The sequence below is a fragment of the Pseudomonas ficuserectae genome (assembly GCF_024584585.1).
GTDB classification, from domain to species: Bacteria; Pseudomonadota; Gammaproteobacteria; order Pseudomonadales; family Pseudomonadaceae; genus Aquipseudomonas; species Aquipseudomonas amygdali.
This window is the reverse complement of sequence record NZ_CP085684.1, coordinates 1,951,955-1,968,690: the sequence shown is the minus strand read 5'-3', so window position 1 is coordinate 1,968,690 and position 16,736 is coordinate 1,951,955. Positions and strand designations below refer to the sequence as shown.

The window sequence follows — 16,736 nt, the reverse complement described above, 5'->3', positions numbered from 1 at the left end:
AAAGGTTTTCCCGGCGCGGCACTGGATTGTTCAGTTGCAGTTCAGTTTGTGATTCGCATGGGAAACGCGCGGGTTTGCAGTGAAGGGCTCATGACACGGGGCTGACCACCCCGGCATGAGGCCAGCGCTTACTGGTCTGCAGCACGCGCAGGTGCCCGGCTCTTGCCACTGCGCGAACAAAGTCCTGCACATTGATCGTACCTGCGGCGAGTTGCGCCTGGATGGACTCAGCCCCCGAGTAAACGCGCGATACGCTTCGTAAAAGCCGAAGCTCCTCGTCAGACCGGCTGGGTGTGTACGCGAGCAGCGCACCATCGGCTGCCGAGAAATAAACTGCCGACATCTCGAAGCCGTAACGAATTGGCGAGCCTTTGGGTCGCTGTGCAGGCTTGTACCGATAACTGAACATGCGATGCAGATCGTCCGGGTCAAAGAAATCACTCACTACTTCACGCCCGCCCTCAGCTACGAGGTTGGCAGATGAAAAATACATGCCGTCAACACGATAGCCATCAGGTAATGCAGGCCGGTAGTAAGCATCGGGGTGAAACGCCGAACAGGGTGCGTAGACCGGAGCGCCATCTTCAAGGATCGGCTCGGCGATCAGGTAAGCGCGCGTTACCGGGTTGAACAGTAGGAAACCGATGATCTGCGAATGAATGCGAGTACCAATCCGGCCGTGCGCGTAACGTGCAGCTTCATCAGCACGGGTAAACGGCACGCTGAGGCTCAGAGGCCTGGGTGGCCATTGCACGGCGCAGCTTGCAGGCGATGTCACAGGAGGCGTGCGAGTGGCGGCATCGTCCGGATAAGGGTGCCAGTCTGTAGACACTTTCCCGACCCGCCCCCACAGACGACTGGGCACTATCACTTCCAGATCCCCGGCACCTGCCAGCAACCGGACCACATCACTGGGCAGCATGGTGAGGTTCTGCAGCGCCTTGTGGATCTGACTGAGTTCACTCAGGTGCGGCATGCCTGGCGGTCCGGCTACGCGCGCGAACAGCGTGTCTTCGGCGGCAGAACGGGACAGCGTGTATTTGATCAAGGAGCCGTCAGGTCCGGAAAGATAAGTCGCCGGACAAACCTCCTGGTCATCGATCGCTGCATAGATGTCGCCCGCTGAAAAACTGTTCGGGTAAGTAACCTTTTCACGCTCCGGCCATTCTTCAAGCCCGGCCTGAAGTGACGGGTGAGAATGGTAAATCGCATAGTCGTCATACCCTTGCGGGTAGAGCACATACCCCTCCTCATCGTTGCGCGGAAAGACTTCGTTGGGGTCAAAGCTGAACCGGCTACCGTTCATGGGTTCGGTCGCAACGTACTTGCCATCCTTGCGAACCAGAATAAAGCCGCCGTATTCACGGTCACGCCGATTGCCGATCCGCTCATGGGCATAGCGCGCCGCATCATCAGGATGATCGAAAGGCACGCTAAACGCTGGCATGCCGGGATGATGGTCAACGGACCGTTTTTCAATTCTTTTTCTGGGGTGCATCCGAGGCTCCTTGAAAGCCTGACTGATTGAGACATTAGCGTAAGGAAACTCAGGGTGGCGGGTGACATAGATGAATATGACAACAGGTAGACGCCGCGGCACCCGGCAACATGAAACTAAAGATAATTTTTAACCGTTAACGGATGTGGTTCGATCCGCTGCGTGGGCGAATCTGCCCAGCCCCTGTTTCGATCACCACGACTGGCGATCAGGGCTTATGCAGTTTGTCGTGCTCAGGAACGTGTTATGCAATCGAACAATCGTTTTCGCCCGATGCGCTCGAGAGTTTGCCAATTAGCAGGCCTTGCAGCCATCACCGCAGCAGTCATGTTGCCGGTCAGCTCAGCCTACGCGACCAAGAAGCCACCTATTGTTGTAACCGAGGGCATCAAGGCATACAGGCTGTGCACAGGCCCCGACAATCTGTCACACGTCATCGAAGGCTCGATTGATCAAAAGGCAATGACCGATGTGAACGCCCTGCACTTCAAGGAAACCCCGGCGCACTCGCAATATGACTGGCACGCCGCACCGGAAGAGCAATACGTGATCACCCTTTCAGGCACGCTCGAATTTTCCACCACGGGTGGAGAGAATTTCGTACTGCGCCCAGGGGAAATATTATTGGCACAGGACACTACCGGCCCTGGCCATCGCTGGAAACTGATCGACGACCAGCCGTGGCGACGCGCTTACGTCATTAACCAAACCAGGCGACAAGGCTGCATTCGTACCAAAGGACGGAGCTGCTTCGAAGGGCTGCTAACGTCCAGAGCTCAATGCGGGTCTTGCAGCGGGACAACCTGATCCAGACTGGCAAAACGCTCCACCAGAAAATCGATCAGACAACGCACCCTGGCGGACAAATGCAACTGCTGCGGATAGACCGCGTAGACGTCCGCCCGAGTGGGTGTCTGGTCTTCAAGCACCAGACGCAGACGGCCACTGCGCACGTACCGGGCAATGTCCCATTCAGCCCGCAGCAAAATGCCGAACCCTTCCAGCGCCCAGTTCAGCGCGACCTCACCGTCATTGCAGCCCAATGCGCCATGTACCTTGACGTTCTGCGTACGCCCCCCGTTGCTGAAGCTCCATACCCCGTAGGGTGTTTCGTTCTGACGCAGAAAAATACAATTGTGATGCTGCAGTTCCGCCAGACGTGTCGGCGTACCGTGCTTTTCCAGGTACAGCGGTGATGCGCAGAGCAGACGTCGATTGGATGCGATCTTGCGCGCATGAAAGGCCGCGTCCGGAAGGCTGCCGAAACGAATGCCCAGATCAAAACCATGGATGGCCAAATCCAGTGGGTGGTCACTGATTTCCAGCTGGATCTGAACCTCGGGGTAACGGGCAAAAAAAGCCGCCAGTGCCGGGCCTATATGGCGGCGACCGAAACCCAGTGAAGCGTTGACCCTGATGAGCCCTTTGGGGCTGGCAGAACTGCTGGTGATCAACTGCTCGACTTCATCGATCTGGGTCAGAATCCGCGCCGCATGGCTGAAATACAACTCGCCCTCGGCAGTCAGACTCATGGACCGCGTGGTGCGATTCACCAAGCGTGTGCCGAGCCGCGCTTCCAGAAGGCTCAAGCGTTTGCTGATGGCAGGCGGCGTCACGCCCAGTTCGCGGGCTGTCGCGGCAAGACTGCCCTGCTGAGCCAACAGATGGAAAAACGACAGGTCCTGTGTCTGATTCATTGGTAAATCAAAGTTAATTATGTAGTGATTTCGAGTAACTCATACGTTCCGGTTCACTACATATACTCCGTCCACACCCTGTCGAACAGAGCGTTCGCAGGCACAACAAAAAGCACCGGACAGTGGAGTGGACCATGAGCAGTTACAACATTGCAGCAGTACCCGGCGACGGCATTGGCGTGGAAGTGATCGCCGCAGGTGTTGAAGTCCTACAGGCGCTGTCGAAAAAATCCGGCTTCGACCTGACCTTCAAACACTTTGACTGGAATTCGGATAACTACCTGAAGAACGGCCACTACATTCCTGGAGGCGGTCTGGCCGAACTCAAGACATTCGATGCGATTTTCTTCGGCGCAGTGGGTGCCTTGAATGTACCCGACCATATTTCCCTGTGGGGTTTGCGCCTGCCGATCTGCCAGGGCTTTGACCAATACGCCAACGTACGTCCAGCGCGCGTTCTGCCCGGCGTAAAGAGCCCGCTGCACAACGGCCACGAGATCGACTGGGTCGTCGTTCGCGAAAACTCCGAGGGCGAGTACTCCGGCAATGGCGGGCGCGTGCATCGTGGTTTGCCAGAGGAAGTCGCAACCGAGGTTTCGGTGTTCACACGGGCCGGTGTAGAGCGCATTCATCGCTTCGCTTTCGAACTGGCGCGCACTCGCCCGCGCAAGCACCTGACCATGGTCACCAAGTCCAACGCGCAGCGCCATGGCATGGTGTTGTGGGACGAGATTTTCTACGAAGTGGCCAAGGACTTCCCGGACGTCAGGATCGACAAGGAGCTGGTGGATGCCGTGACCACGCGCATGGTGCTCAAGCCATCGTCGCTGGATGTCATCGTCGCCACCAACCTGCACGCCGACATCCTTTCCGATCTGGCTGCCGCCCTGTCCGGCAGTCTGGGCATCGCCCCTACCGCCAACCTCAACCCAGGCCGCAACTTCCCGTCGATGTTCGAACCGATTCACGGCTCGGCCTTCGATATCACCGGCAAAGGCGTCGCCAACCCGATTGCAACGTTCTGGACCGCTGCGATGATGCTTGAGCATCTGGGTGAATCGGCAGCGGCCAAGACCCTGATGTCGGCCATCGAGGCGGTCACCGAAAGCGGTCTGCATACCCCGGACCTCGGTGGCACGGCCACCACCAGGCAGGTCACCGACGCGGTACTGCAACTGATCAACCGCTGAGGCGCGTTCGCCAGATCATCGTCGTATCGCGGTACAACGCCACGGAGACCGGCCTGCCGAGTCTCCGGGCATTTCCTGACAACAATAAAAACTCAGGACCCGGTCATGAAAAGCATTCTAGGCAAACTGTACGTACAGGTTTTACTCGCGGTCATTCTAGGCGCCATCGTTGGCGTTGTGGCACCGGAGACCGGCGCAGCGCTCAAACCCATCGGCGATGCATTCATCAAGCTGATCAAGATGCTGCTCGCACCAGTGATTTTCCTGACAGTGGTGTCCGGCATCGCGCGCATGGAAAACATGAAGGAGCTGGGCCGCGTCGGGTTTCGGGCACTGATCTATTTTGAAGTGGTGTCGACCCTGGCGCTGGTCATTGGTCTGGTCGTGGTAGATGTATTCAAACCCGGTGCCGGGATGAACATTGATGTGGCGACGCTGGACTCTTCCAGCCTGAGCACCTACACCAGCGCGGCGAAGCATTCGTCGTTCATGGACTTTTTGATGGGCATCATTCCCGACACCATCATCGACGCATTCGCCAAGGGCAATATTCTGCAAATCCTGCTGTTCTCGATCCTGCTCGGGATCGCTCTGGCTCAGGTAGGTCCGCGCGCCAAACCTTTTGTCGATGCGCTGGACAGCCTGATGCAGGGCATGTTCAGAATCGTCAACATGGTCATGCGCCTGGCACCGCTCGGCGCATTCGGCGCAATTGCCTTCACCATCGGCAAATATGGTTTCGGTTCGCTGTTTTCTCTGGGCAAACTGATGGCCTGCGTCTACCTGACCTGCGCAGTGTTCGTGATCTTCGTACTCGGGCCGATATGCCGCTACAGCGGGTTCAGCCTCTGGAAATTCCTGCGTTTCATCAAGGAAGAACTGTTCACGGTGCTGGGCACCAGTTCATCTGAATCGGTGCTGCCACAGATGATCTCGAAAATGGAGAAAGCCGGCGTGTCAAAACCGGTCGCAGGAATGATCATTCCATCCGGCCTGACCTTCAATCCGGACGGCCAGGCGATCTACTATACGATTGCTGCGATCTTCATCGCCCAGGCGACCAACACGCCACTGACCCTGACCGACCAGTTGATCGTACTGGTGGTGCTAATGTTCACCTCCAAGGGTTCGGCGGGTGTCACGGGCTCAGGCTTCATCATTCTCGCCGCGACCCTCGCGTCACTTGGCACCATCCCTGTCGCGGGCATGGTGCTGTTACTGGGCGTGGACCGTTTCATGTCCGAAGCGCGGGCGATCACCAATACCATCGGCAACGGCGTCGGCACCATGGCCATCGCCAAATGGGTCGGCGCACTGGACAGCGAAAAGATGCACCGGGCGCTGAATGGCGAGTACGAGCCGAAACAACCCGAGCCTTTGCCCCTGCCGAAAACCGGTCAGGCCAGACCTGCCGCGATCACGGAAGGGATCAGTCCGTCGCCGACCTGAATCAGGCCAATTCGGAAATTTCGATCAGGTTCAGATCAGGATCGCGCACGTACACAGAACGAATCGGCCCGGTGGCGCCGGTACGCTCCACCGGACCTTCAACGATAGGCCAGTCCTGCTCCTGCAGGTGCGCGATGACTTGAGCCAGCGGGATGCTGGCAATGAAACACAAGTCCAGCGCACCTGGCACAGGCAGATGGGCCTTGGGCTCGAACTCTTTACCACGCTCATGGACATTGATTTTCTGATTGCCGAAGCGAAACGCCAATCGGCCCTGGCGAAAGCGTTCAGGGGCCATACCCATGACACGTACGTAAAAATCCTTGCAGGCGTCAACATCAGCAGTGGTCAATACAAGATGGTCCAGATGATCAATCACGGGATCAGCTCCGTTTGGAATAGAGTTCTGTTTACGGCAAAGGCCGCATTTCGGATCAGATGATGCCAAGCCGACGCCATTCGGCGCGAGTGGCTGCGTCTATACCATGTGCTTCGAGAACGGCGTCGGTGTGCTGACCCAGGGTCGGCGCGGGCGTTCTTACCTGGCCCGGCGTGCCTTGAAGTTTAGGCACAATCCCCGGGAGGGTAACGGGCGTGCCGTCATCCAGCGCGCTCTGCAACAACATGTCACGCGCCTGATAATGCGGGTCGCCGGCGATATCGGCAGCGTCGTAGATCTTGCCTGCCGGGATACGCGCCTCGTTGAGTGCAGCAAGAACTTCGTCCATCGAGCGCTCGGCGGTCCAGGTCGAAATGGCAGCATCAATGCGTGCCACATGCCTGACCCGCCCGTAGTTGTGCTCAAGCTCGGGGTCATTGGCCAGATCCATTCGACCGATTTTTTCCATCAACCGGCGGTAGATACTGTCGCCATTACCTGCGATCAGCGCGTACTTGCCATCATTGCAGCGGTAGGCGTTGGTCGGTGCAATGCCTGGCATGCTGCTGCCTGCTGGCTCACGGACAGTATTGAATACCGAATACTCGGGAATCAGGCTTTCCATCACGTTGAACACTGACTCGTACAACGCGACATCTATCTGCTGCCCATCACCGCCATTCTGCTCGCGGTGACGAAGCGCCAGCAGAATGCCGATCACGCCGTGCAACGCTGCAAGTGAATCGCCGATCGACACACCGACACGCACCGGCGTACGCCCTGGCTCGCCCGACAAATGACGCAAACCGCCCATCGCCTCGCCTATTACGCCAAAACCCGGCCTGTCACGGTACGGGCCGGTCTGCCCATAGCCGGAGACGCGCAGCATGATCAGTTTCGGATTGAGGGCATGCAGCTCTTCCCAACTGAGCCCCCAACCCTCAAGCGTACCGGGGCGGAAATTCTCCACCAGCACATCGGCATCACGGATCAGCTGGCGGGCCATCTCCTGCGCCTTTGGTTGACGCAGGTCGAGGGTCACCGACTGCTTGTTGCGCGACTGCACCGCCCACCATACGGAGGTGCCGTCGTGCAGCAAACGCCATTTGCGCAGAGGATCACCGGTCAGCGGCGGCTCGACCTTGATGACCTCGGCACCGAACTCGGCAAGGATCTTCGCCGCAAAAGGTCCGGCAATAAGCTGGCCCAGCTCCACCACCTTGATGCCCTGAAGAGGTAAATTCATGACACGTCCGTTCTTGTTGGGAATGGATAGATGATCTGCGCAAATGCGGTGGATGGAAAGCCGGAGGTGTTTGACAAGGTTCTGCCCTCGCCCCCCCAACCCGGTGAGGCTCATTCAATCAGTTGCTGCACGCCAGCTGAAAACTCATAGAAGCGTCACCCGAGGCACCGTCCTTACCGACCATGAGACCTAACACATTGACTTCTTTTGTGGTGGCAGCGCCACCCAACTTGACGTGACCGTAGAACAACCGTTCATAGTCACTGGTATCAATAGAAGATGCCGAGCAGAAACCAGGCGAGCGTTTGAAGTGGTCTTCATTGAAAATCACTTTATACGTTGCGAAATAGTCGCTCTTACTACTGTAACTTACGGACTTGATCCACGGAGACGATTGAGCAACGACAGTGCCGTGCTGATCGATAGTCGCGGTGTGCAGCACAGGCAAGGCCAACGCGCTGACGGAGGCGGCCATGACAGAGGCAGCCATTAGCAGTTTAAGACCAGTGTTCATATAATTTCCTTATTTAAATATAGAGCATTCAACCGCCCTGACAGGGCGACCTTACAGAATCAGATATAAGACATTCGGTCAGCACACTGAAGGCGCCAACCGACAAAACCAGCTAATACCAGCGAAGATGAGAAATCAAGGACTTGATCGCGTTAAACAAAGAGCTAGTCATAAACTTCAACAAATAAGGAAATAACTTACATTGGCTAAGAGGAAGTCTTACCTGATGATGCGTGGAAGCACACAACGTTGTATCACATGAAAACAGCGCTCCTCTGCGCCATTAACCAAATCATGCCAGTAGAATGCCCGCACATCCCAAAATGCTATTCAATACAGATATAAAATGCAGACGTAGGCCTGTAACCCAAGCCGCGCCAGGTGCCCCGCTCCCCCGGCCCGCCTTAGCTAAGGCTTGGCCGCCCAATAGCGGTCGGCAGTAAAAAACACCAGCAACAGCGCACCCGTAACCCCCAAGGTTGCGGGCGCGCCCATGAACGCTGCGCCCAACCCGGCCAATAGACCGCCGATGGCCTCAAAGCCGAAACGCATTGCGATATAAAACGCCACGACTCGCCCACGCAGTGCTGCGGGCGCCTTGCTTTGCAACAGCATGTTGGTGCTCACGTTACTGGCAGTAATACCGAAACCCACCAGCGCCAACAAGCCAAGCGCGGCTGCCAAAGGCGCATTCAAGGCCATTCCCAGCATCGCCACCGAGCAACACAGAACGGCAGCCGTGATGAACGCGCCAAGCCGGTTGAGAGTCCCACCCAATGCCAGCATTAACGTCGAGACGAACGCCCCGGCGCCAGCAGCGCCCCACAACCAACCCAGGGTCTGCGCATCCCCTCCGTAAATTGACTTGGCCAGGATCGGCAGCAGCACGGCGTAGTTCGACGCCAGCAGATTGACGACGACCACGCCGATCATCAAGCGGCGAATATCAGTCGTACGCCAGATATAACTCAATCCTTCCTTGAACACCTGACCTGTGGAACCGCTGGCTTTTACCTCGGCAGCCACACGGGTTCTGATCAGGCTGACCAGCAACAGGCCGAAGGCAATCGAGGTCATGAAAAAGCAGGCGCCTTCACCGCTGACCGTGATCAGAAAGCCCGCCAGCGGCGGGCCAATGAAACGAGCGGCGTTGATCAGCATGGCATTTAGCGCCAACGCATTGGGGAGATCGGCGGGCTCATCCACGAAACTGCTGATCAGAGCCTGGCGCAGCGGCGTTTCAACCGCGTTGAGCAGCCCCAGCAGCACAGCCATGACAATGATGATGGTGTCATCTATCCAGCCCAGCCAGGCGAGGATAGCGAGAGTGAGCGATTGCCCGGCCAACAGTGCCTGGGCAATGATCAGCAAACGACGCTTGTCGTGCCGGTCGATCCAGGCCCCGGCCAGCGGGCCGACCACCAACTGCGGCGCCAAGGTCAGAAATGTCAGCAGGCCCAGCAGGAATGCCGAACCCGTGAGATGGTAAGCCAGCCAGGAGAGCGCAACCTGCTGCACCCATTTACCCAAGGTGGAAATTGCCTGACCAGCGAAATAAATCTGAAAATTTCGATGCGCCAGCGCTCTGACTGGAGCAGGCCACCGCTTCAAAACGGGCGGATAGGAAGACGACATCAGAACCTCACATTAAGGCCCCACGCGATCGTCTTCTACCAGCGACGGTGATCGTGCGCGAGAGGCACGATACGCCTGCTCATTCGGGGAGCAGGCAGCCTTTCTTTTTCAAGGAATCGAGGACCCACGAACGGTCGTTTTCACCCTTGGCAATCTGATCAAGCTGCTTCTGCTCGGCATGATGCTTGGCAGAGGCGCGGTCGTAGACTTCCGCTACGTGGTCGTAAGGTACACACAGCAGGCCATCATCGTCACCTATCACCAAATCGCCCGGCTCGATCACCATGCCATCGATAGCAATAGGCACGTTGATTTCCCCAGGCCCGTCCTTGTAAGGACCACGGTGAGAAATACCTGCCGCGAACATCGGGAAATCACCGGCGCCGATGCTTGCCGCGTCGCGAATCGCCCCATTGATGACAATACCCGCCACACCGCGTTTGACAGCGTACGCCACCATCATTTCGCCGATCAGGGCGTTACTCAGATCGCCGCATGCGTCTACCACAATCACATCCCCAGCCTCGGCGATGTCGATCGCGTGATGCAGCATGAGGTTATCGCCAGGCCGGGCTTTAACTGTCAACGCAGGGCCTGCCAGGACGCCCTCGCGGTGCATGGGACGCAGCCTGGCACCCGCAGCAGTCATTCGGTTCATCGAGTCGCTGATGTTGGCCACCGGCACATCGCGGTAGCGATTGACCCACTCCAGGCTGACTTTTCGAGCTGCTTTGAGGACACGAAATCCAATGGTCATGTGGCATTTCTCTCTTGAAATTATGGGATGCCGCCGGGTATCAACTAGCCATTTACAGAATGGCATTTCATTAAAATCGAATCAAAACCCAATAATGCGAAAATTTTGCGATATAAGAAATTTAATTATGCCTATATTGCAACGACATTTCGTTATGGTAGGGTTTTGTTAACGACGGGGCAGCGACCCTTGCCGCCAACGACACAAACAAGAACAAGGTAACGACCATGACCCGCAAAATTCTGCTGACCGGCCCCGCGCTCGCGGCTGATGCAATGGCATTCGCCGCTTCGCAAGACATATCGATCATCCCTACAACGCCCTACCTGCCAGCCGAAAAGCTGACCGCGCTCATCTACGAGGAGCAGCCAGACGCGATCATCGTGCGTCAGGGCAAGCTGACACGTGAAATGATCCAGGCGTCGCCCAAATTGAAAATCATCGCCAAAAACGGCGTTGGCTACGACACCATCGACATCCAGGCCGCCGCCGAACAGGGCGTGCCCGTGACCATCGCCTTGGGCGCCAACGCGCAATCGGTGGCCGAGCATGCCTTCGCACTGATGTTCAGCGTTGCCCGTCAAACCGCTGCGCTAGATGCCCGGATGCGCGCCGGTCACTGGGACAAAACCACGGCCAATGGCACCGAACTGTTCGGCAAAACTCTGGGACTGGTGGGGCTGGGCTCGATCGGCAGCATCCTGATGGACCTGGTCGCTCCGCTGCATATGAAGGTGAAAGTGTTTGATCCGTACCTGAAAACACTGCCGCAGCGCGATTACGTCGAGCGCGAAACCGATTTCGACAGCTTGCTGGCCACTAGCGATATCATCAGCCTTCACTGCCCCCTGACAGATCAAAACCGCGCTCTTTTTGGCCGCGATCAGTTTCGGCGCATGCGCTCAAGCAGCATCCTGATCAACACCGCGCGCGGCGAGTTGGTAGACACCGCGGCGCTGGTCCAGGCACTGATTGATGGCGATATTTCAGGGGCCGGCCTGGACACGTTCACCCCTGAACCACCACCTGCCGACAGCCCGCTATGGAGCCTGCATAACCTGGTAGCCCCCCCCACGTGGGCGCAAATACCACGGATGCACGCGACCGCGTCGGCCTGTTGGCGGTGCAGCAAATAGTCAAGGTTTGGCAGGGTGCCGAGCTTGATCCGCGCTGCGTGGTCAATCGCCAACTGTTGGGCACTGAAGCCTGATTAACCTGAGCCAGGGTTGACGATCAACCTTGCACTCAACCGAACAGCGTTTCTCCAGAAAAATAATTACAGGAGAGCACCAATGGCCATCGCTCAAACATCCCCCCCGATCAGCGATCTCGAACGCCTCACCATGAAGCGGGTCGCCTGGCGACTGCTGCCGTTTCTGATCGTGTGCTACCTCATTGCGATCATCGACCGTGGCAATATCGGCATGGCGTCGCTGCAAATGAATCAGGACCTGGGCTTGAGCCCGGCGATCTTCGGCTTTGCCAGCAGCCTGTTTTTCTTCTCTTACTTCCTGGTAGAAGTGCCCAGCAACCTGGCGCTGCAGAAGTTCGGCGCACGGATCTGGATTGCCCGAATCATGGTGACCTGGGGGATCATCTCCGCCGGGACGGCATTCGTGACGGGCGCGAATTCTCTTTATGTCATGCGCTTCTGCTGGGCGCTGCTGAAGCAGGTTTCTTCCCGGGCGTGCTGCTGTACCTAACCTACTGGCTGCCATCGGCGTATCGGGCCCGCATGGTTGCCATCTTCATGGTCGCCATTCCTGGAGCCAATTTCATCGGCTCCCCCTTGTCGGGGCTGCTGCTGAGCCTGGATGGCTGGATGGGTATGCGTGGCTGGCACTGGCTGTTCATACTGGAAGGTATTCCCGCGGTCCTGCTGGGCATCGCGTGCCTGTTCGTTTTGACCGACAAACCCGATCAGGCGAAATGGTTGAGCGACGAGCAGCGTCACTGGCTGGTCAACAAGCTGGCCGAAGAGCGTCAACGCAAGACCAACATCGGCCATATCTCCCTATGGAAACTGCTCAGGCACAAAGACATCTGGGTCTTGGCGCTGGTCTACTCCGGGGCATCGGCGGCGGGCAGCACGATGAGTATCTGGGCCCCGCAACTGTTGAAGACCTTCGACCTGTCGAACATGGAAATCGGCCTGGTCAATGCCATCCCCTACGGGATCGCATCGGTGGCAATGATCATCTGGGGGCGTAGCTCCGACCGGACCGATGAGCGGCGCTGGCACACCTCGCTCACCTTGCTGCTGATCACTGCCGGCTTGCTTCTGGCCTCCGTTACCTCCTCACTGCCGGCAACCGTGATGCTGTTGAGCATGGTGCTGATCGGTGCCTACTCCATGAAAGGACCGTTCTGGGCGCTGGTGTCCGGCTGGCTGTCTTCGTCGACAGCAGCTGCGGGGCTCGCCGCAATTGGAGCCCTGGCAAACCTGATCGGTGGTGGTGTGATGGTCAACGTCTACGGCGCCATCCATGGCGCAACCGGGAGTTACGCCCTGGCCATGCTGCTGGCCGCATTGTGTGCGGCAGGAGGTGTGATGGTGCTGGTGATGGGCCGCAAGCGTCTGAAACAGGAAGCCGCTGAAGTAGAGCCTGTATAAAGCTCTCTGTCTTGCTGGACAAACAACGCCGCGCGCTTCATGCAAGCGAGTGGCGTTGTTACTTGTTTACCCTGTTATCTTCTGAAATCCCGAACTCCCTCCTGCGCCAGACCTGATTCATCCCTTCGCGAACTCAGCTGACCGCTTCGATACTGTCCGATTCAGCAGATTGCCGATCATCACGAAGCGTCTTGCCACCCAGGCTGCGCATCAAATCATCGGCCACTTCCGAGAAAATCTTTCTCAGGCGCCCGGCATGCTCCTCGGTCAAGCGACTGGCCGGACCCGACAACACCAGAGCGCCGATCAATTCTTGAATAGGCCCGTAAATCGGCAACGCCATGGAGGCTGCGTGAGGATCGGTGGCACCACATGAATAAATAGGATCGAGCCCATTGCGCGCCTCTTCTAAAGTGGTGCGCAAAGCTTGAGCGCCCGCAGCGCCGTCCATCGGCCGCATATCGCCTGGTTGCAAATGCAACCGCAGCCGATGAGGCGAGTTGACCCTGTACTGGCAGAGCCGGTAAGCCCCATGCCGCACATAGAAGGACGCAGTCTCGCCGGTTTCTTCGGTCAGGCGATGCAGTCGAGGCATCACATGCCGCTCCAGATCGAGGGCCTCCTGATAAACCGCATTGAGCCGCATCACCTCGCTGGCCAGCATGTACCGACCATCCGCAAGACGAGTGACAAGGCCGTAGGTTTCCAGGGAAACCATCAAACGCATGATGGTGCTTTTGATCAGGTCTGTGCGCTGCACCAGCTCAACCAGACTCAATGCAGTGTCACCCACCTGGAATGCAGTCAGAACGGTCAACACCCGATCAGCGGAAGCTACCCCGTTAACCGCAGGTCTTGGACGCGTTTTAACCATTGGATGCTCCTTAGCGCTTATAGGGCTCGTGATACCGAGCTAATGAGCGGGCATTATCAGCCAGGCAGACCCGAACCGCCACTGCGCGGGTTTTCAGGTGCTCTTGCATCCCGAGCAACCCCACCACCCTGCGGCCCGCCATCGTACGCGCCACTGATGAGCCTATTTGCGGCTCAGGCCGGGACAGGTGCCTAGGGAAATAAGCAATTGCTTATCATGCCGATAGAAACGGAAATGCCAGCGCCTTCAACCCGTTTGGGGACGCAGGCAAGACGGGGAATATAACCCCAGCAGTAGACGAACCCATACGAAACCTGATGCGCAAGGAGCCGTAAAAGGCTTTGCCAGCGGCGTACATGAATGTGTACTTAAAACCGTGGCTGAAGATGGATTCCAACGAAATTCAGACACAAAAAAAGCGGCACAAAGCCGCTATTTCAAATAGCAGAAAGCCCGCACGAGGCGGGCTTTCTGTTTGCTTCAAGGAGTTCAAGGGCCTTGAAGCTGAATATGGCGCAGCGGACGGGACTCGAACCCGCGACCCCCGGCGTGACAGGCCGGTATTCTAACCGACTGAACTACCGCTGCGCGTAACACTAAAAGCGAGTTTGGTGGGTGATGACGGGATCGAACCGCCGACCCGCTGCTTGTAAGGCAGCTGCTCTCCCAGCTGAGCTAATCACCCTTCACTCTCGGTGTGGCGCGCATTCTACGGAGCGACCTGCACTCTGGCAAGCACTTTTTTAAATAATTTTTATAATCCTTCCAAAGGCTTACAAACGCTCTGTGCAGGGTTGGCCGCAGCCGCCGAGGAGCGAATAATGCCCGCCTTTGTATAGAAAGAGAGACTCACCTCATGTGGTTCAAAAACCTGCTTGTCTATCGCCTGACCCAGGACGTGCCTTTCGATGCCGAAGCGCTGGAGACAGCACTGGCAACCAAACCGGCTCGTGCCTGCGCCAGCCAGGAGGTGGCCACCTATGGTTTCGGCGCTCCTTTCGGCAAGGGCGAGGACGCTCCATTGGTACACATCAGTCAGGACTTTCTGCTGATTGCTGCACGCAAGGAAGAGCGCATTCTGCCGGGCAGCGTTGTACGCGACGCGCTCAAGGAAAAGGTCGACGAGATCGAAGCCGAGCAGATGCGCAAGGTCTACAAGAAGGAACGTGATCAGCTCAAGGATGAAATCATCCAGGCCTTTCTGCCACGTGCGTTTATCCGCCGCTCCGCGACCTTCGCTGCCATCGCGCCAAAGCAGGGCCTGATTCTGGTCAACGCCTCCAGCCCGAAACGCGCCGAAGACCTGCTGTCGACACTGCGTGAAGTGATCGGCTCGTTGCCGGTACGTCCGCTGACCGTCAAGGTTTCGCCGAGTGCGACCATGACCGACTGGGTCAAGACCCAGAAAGCGGCCGACAACTTCTTCGTGCTTGACGAATGCGAACTGCGCGACACCCACGAAGACGGCGGCATCGTACGTTGCAAGCGTCAGGACCTGACCAGCGACGAAATTCAGCTGCACTTGAACACCGGCAAGGTCGTCACCCAGCTGTCGCTGGCCTGGCAGGACAAACTGTCGTTCGTGCTGGACGACAAGCTGGTGGTCAAGCGCCTGAAGTTCGAAGACCTGCTGCAGGATCAGGCGGAACAGGACGGTGGGGACGAGGCACTGGGCCAGCTGGACGCCAGCTTCACACTGATGATGTTGACCTTCGGCGAGTTCCTGCCGGAACTGTTCGACGCGCTGGGCGGCGAGGAAATCCCGCAGGGGATCTGATCCCCTCCCGTCGCTGCCTGCAACACCGCGCCGTCCTGTGAGACGGCGCGTTCATTTCACACAGGTTTTTTTACAGGAGGAAGCACCCCATGCGTGCGTTGGCAGCCTTGAGTCGGTTTGTCGGTAATACCTTTGCTTATTGGGTGCTGCTGTTCGCCATCCTGGCGTTTCTGTTCCCGCAGGCCTTTATCGGTCTGAAAAGCTGGATCGTACCGCTGCTGGGTCTGGTCATGTTCGGCATGGGTCTTACCTTGAAGCTGGAAGACTTCTCTGAGGTGGCGCGAAACCCGTGGCGCGTTGCGCTGGGTGTGGTCGCGCACTTTGTGATCATGCCCGGCGTGGCATGGTTGCTGTGTCAGGTGTTTCAACTGCCGCCGGAAATCGCTGTGGGTGTGATTCTGGTTGGCTGCTGCCCGAGCGGTACGTCATCCAACGTCATGGCCTGGCTGGCCAAAGGTGATCTGGCGCTGGCGGTGGCAATCGCGGCGGTGACCACCCTGCTCGCCCCGCTGCTGACCCCGACCCTGATCTGGTTCCTGGCGTCGGCGTGGCTGCCGGTGTCCTTCCTCGATATGTTCTGGTCGATCCTGCAACTGGTCATGCTGCCGATCGTGCTCGGTGTGGTTGCACAGCGTCTGCTGGGTGCGCGGGTCAGCTACGCCGTGGACGTGCTGCCGCTGGTCTCGGTGGTGAGCATCGTGATGATCGTCTGCGCCGTAGTTGCCGCCAGCCAGGCGAAAATCGCCGAATCGGGCTTGTTGATCATGGCCGTGGTGATCCTCCATAACACCTTCGGCTTTTTGCTGGGTTATTTCACCGGCAAGGTCTTCAAGCTGCCATTGGCGCAACGCAAGTCACTGGCGCTGGAAGTCGGCATGCAGAACTCCGGCTTGGGCGCTGCGCTGGCCAGCGCACATTTCTCGCCGTTGGCGGCGGTGCCGAGCGCGCTGTTCAGCGTCTGGCACAACATTTCCGGTGCGTTGCTATCGACGTATTTCAGGAAGATGCCGGAGGAAGAAACCAGGCAGGGTCGTTGATGAGCGGCGCATGACTGGGATGCAGAAATGCATGCCTACGAGCATTGGCACGATAGTCATATCGTGCCA

General features: G+C 57.7%; 12 protein-coding genes, 2 tRNA genes and 3 pseudogenes. 7 read left to right on the top strand and 10 right to left on the bottom strand.

Annotation, left to right across the window (positions count from 1 at the left end; translation table 11 throughout):
- Positions 1 to 88: 88 nt before the first annotated feature.
- The gene (locus tag LJU29_RS08695; protein WP_057423956.1) at positions 89 to 1,498 is read right to left on the bottom strand and encodes a DUF4329 domain-containing protein; all 1,410 of its coding nucleotides are present in this window, start codon (positions 1,496 to 1,498) and stop codon (positions 89 to 91) included.
- 246 nt (positions 1,499 to 1,744) lie between these two features.
- Here LJU29_RS08695 and LJU29_RS08690 point away from each other — a divergent pair.
- Positions 1,745 to 2,264 (top strand): annotated as a pseudogene (locus tag LJU29_RS08690) (hypothetical protein).
- Positions 2,265 to 2,274: 10 nt separating this feature from the next.
- Here the strand turns inward: LJU29_RS08690 and LJU29_RS08685 are convergent.
- The gene (locus LJU29_RS08685) at positions 2,275 to 3,195 is read right to left on the bottom strand and encodes a LysR family transcriptional regulator (protein ID WP_019742084.1); all 921 of its coding nucleotides are present in this window, start codon (positions 3,193 to 3,195) and stop codon (positions 2,275 to 2,277) included.
- A gap of 134 nt (positions 3,196 to 3,329) precedes the next feature.
- Here LJU29_RS08685 and LJU29_RS08680 point away from each other — a divergent pair, with 134 nt between their 5' ends.
- A complete protein-coding gene (locus LJU29_RS08680) occupies positions 3,330 to 4,385 on the top strand; it encodes a tartrate dehydrogenase (RefSeq protein ID WP_057454090.1) in 1,056 nt (351 codons plus the stop codon).
- A gap of 105 nt (positions 4,386 to 4,490) precedes the next feature.
- Positions 4,491 to 5,834 carry a dicarboxylate/amino acid:cation symporter gene (locus LJU29_RS08675; protein WP_057454089.1) on the top strand — a complete coding sequence of 448 codons (1,344 nt, stop codon included), beginning with the start codon at positions 4,491 to 4,493 and terminating at the stop codon, positions 5,832 to 5,834.
- Position 5,835: 1 nt separating this feature from the next.
- Here LJU29_RS08675 and LJU29_RS08670 read toward each other — a convergent pair whose 3' ends face one another.
- The 5 genes from LJU29_RS08670 to LJU29_RS08650 all read right to left on the bottom strand — a co-directional run bounded on the left by LJU29_RS08670 (position 5,836) and on the right by LJU29_RS08650 (position 10,365).
- A complete protein-coding gene (locus LJU29_RS08670) occupies positions 5,836 to 6,213 on the bottom strand; it encodes a VOC family protein (RefSeq protein WP_002552629.1) in 378 nt (125 codons plus the stop codon).
- Positions 6,214 to 6,268: 55 nt separating this feature from the next.
- Positions 6,269 to 7,459 (bottom strand): CaiB/BaiF CoA transferase family protein, encoded by a 1,191-nt coding sequence (locus LJU29_RS08665; RefSeq protein ID WP_122322826.1) that lies wholly within the window; start codon positions 7,457 to 7,459, stop codon positions 6,269 to 6,271.
- 118 nt (positions 7,460 to 7,577) lie between these two features.
- A complete protein-coding gene (locus LJU29_RS08660; protein ID WP_004643774.1) occupies positions 7,578 to 7,973 on the bottom strand; it encodes a hypothetical protein in 396 nt (131 codons plus the stop codon).
- A 408-nt stretch (positions 7,974 to 8,381) separates the two neighbouring features.
- Positions 8,382 to 9,608: an MFS transporter gene (locus LJU29_RS08655; RefSeq protein WP_122322513.1), complete on the bottom strand. Its 1,227-nt coding sequence runs from the start codon at positions 9,606 to 9,608 to the stop codon at positions 8,382 to 8,384.
- Between the two features lie 79 nt (positions 9,609 to 9,687).
- Complete coding sequence (locus tag LJU29_RS08650) at positions 9,688 to 10,365, bottom strand: RraA family protein (RefSeq protein WP_054995495.1); 678 nt, start codon at positions 10,363 to 10,365, stop codon at positions 9,688 to 9,690.
- Positions 10,366 to 10,592: 227 nt separating this feature from the next.
- Here LJU29_RS08650 and LJU29_RS08645 point away from each other — a divergent pair.
- Positions 10,593 to 11,575 (top strand): annotated as a pseudogene (locus tag LJU29_RS08645) (hydroxyacid dehydrogenase).
- Positions 11,576 to 11,657: 82 nt separating this feature from the next.
- Positions 11,658 to 12,979, top strand: a pseudogene (locus LJU29_RS08640) (MFS transporter).
- A 133-nt stretch (positions 12,980 to 13,112) separates the two neighbouring features.
- Here the strand turns inward: LJU29_RS08640 and LJU29_RS08635 are convergent.
- From LJU29_RS08635 to LJU29_RS08625, 3 genes are all read right to left on the bottom strand, one after another.
- Complete coding sequence (locus tag LJU29_RS08635) at positions 13,113 to 13,853, bottom strand: IclR family transcriptional regulator (protein WP_005747133.1); 741 nt, start codon at positions 13,851 to 13,853, stop codon at positions 13,113 to 13,115.
- 511 nt (positions 13,854 to 14,364) lie between these two features.
- Positions 14,365 to 14,441: transfer RNA gene (locus LJU29_RS08630), tRNA-Asp, on the bottom strand.
- Between the two features lie 21 nt (positions 14,442 to 14,462).
- Positions 14,463 to 14,538 (bottom strand) — tRNA-Val (locus LJU29_RS08625).
- 171 nt (positions 14,539 to 14,709) lie between these two features.
- Here LJU29_RS08625 and rdgC point away from each other — a divergent pair.
- Together rdgC and LJU29_RS08615 are read left to right on the top strand one after the other, a co-directional pair.
- Positions 14,710 to 15,630: a recombination-associated protein RdgC gene (gene rdgC / locus LJU29_RS08620; RefSeq protein ID WP_005759410.1), complete on the top strand. Its 921-nt coding sequence runs from the start codon at positions 14,710 to 14,712 to the stop codon at positions 15,628 to 15,630.
- A gap of 89 nt (positions 15,631 to 15,719) precedes the next feature.
- A complete protein-coding gene (locus tag LJU29_RS08615) occupies positions 15,720 to 16,667 on the top strand; it encodes a bile acid:sodium symporter family protein (protein ID WP_005747132.1) in 948 nt (315 codons plus the stop codon).
- Positions 16,668 to 16,736 lie beyond the last annotated feature (69 nt).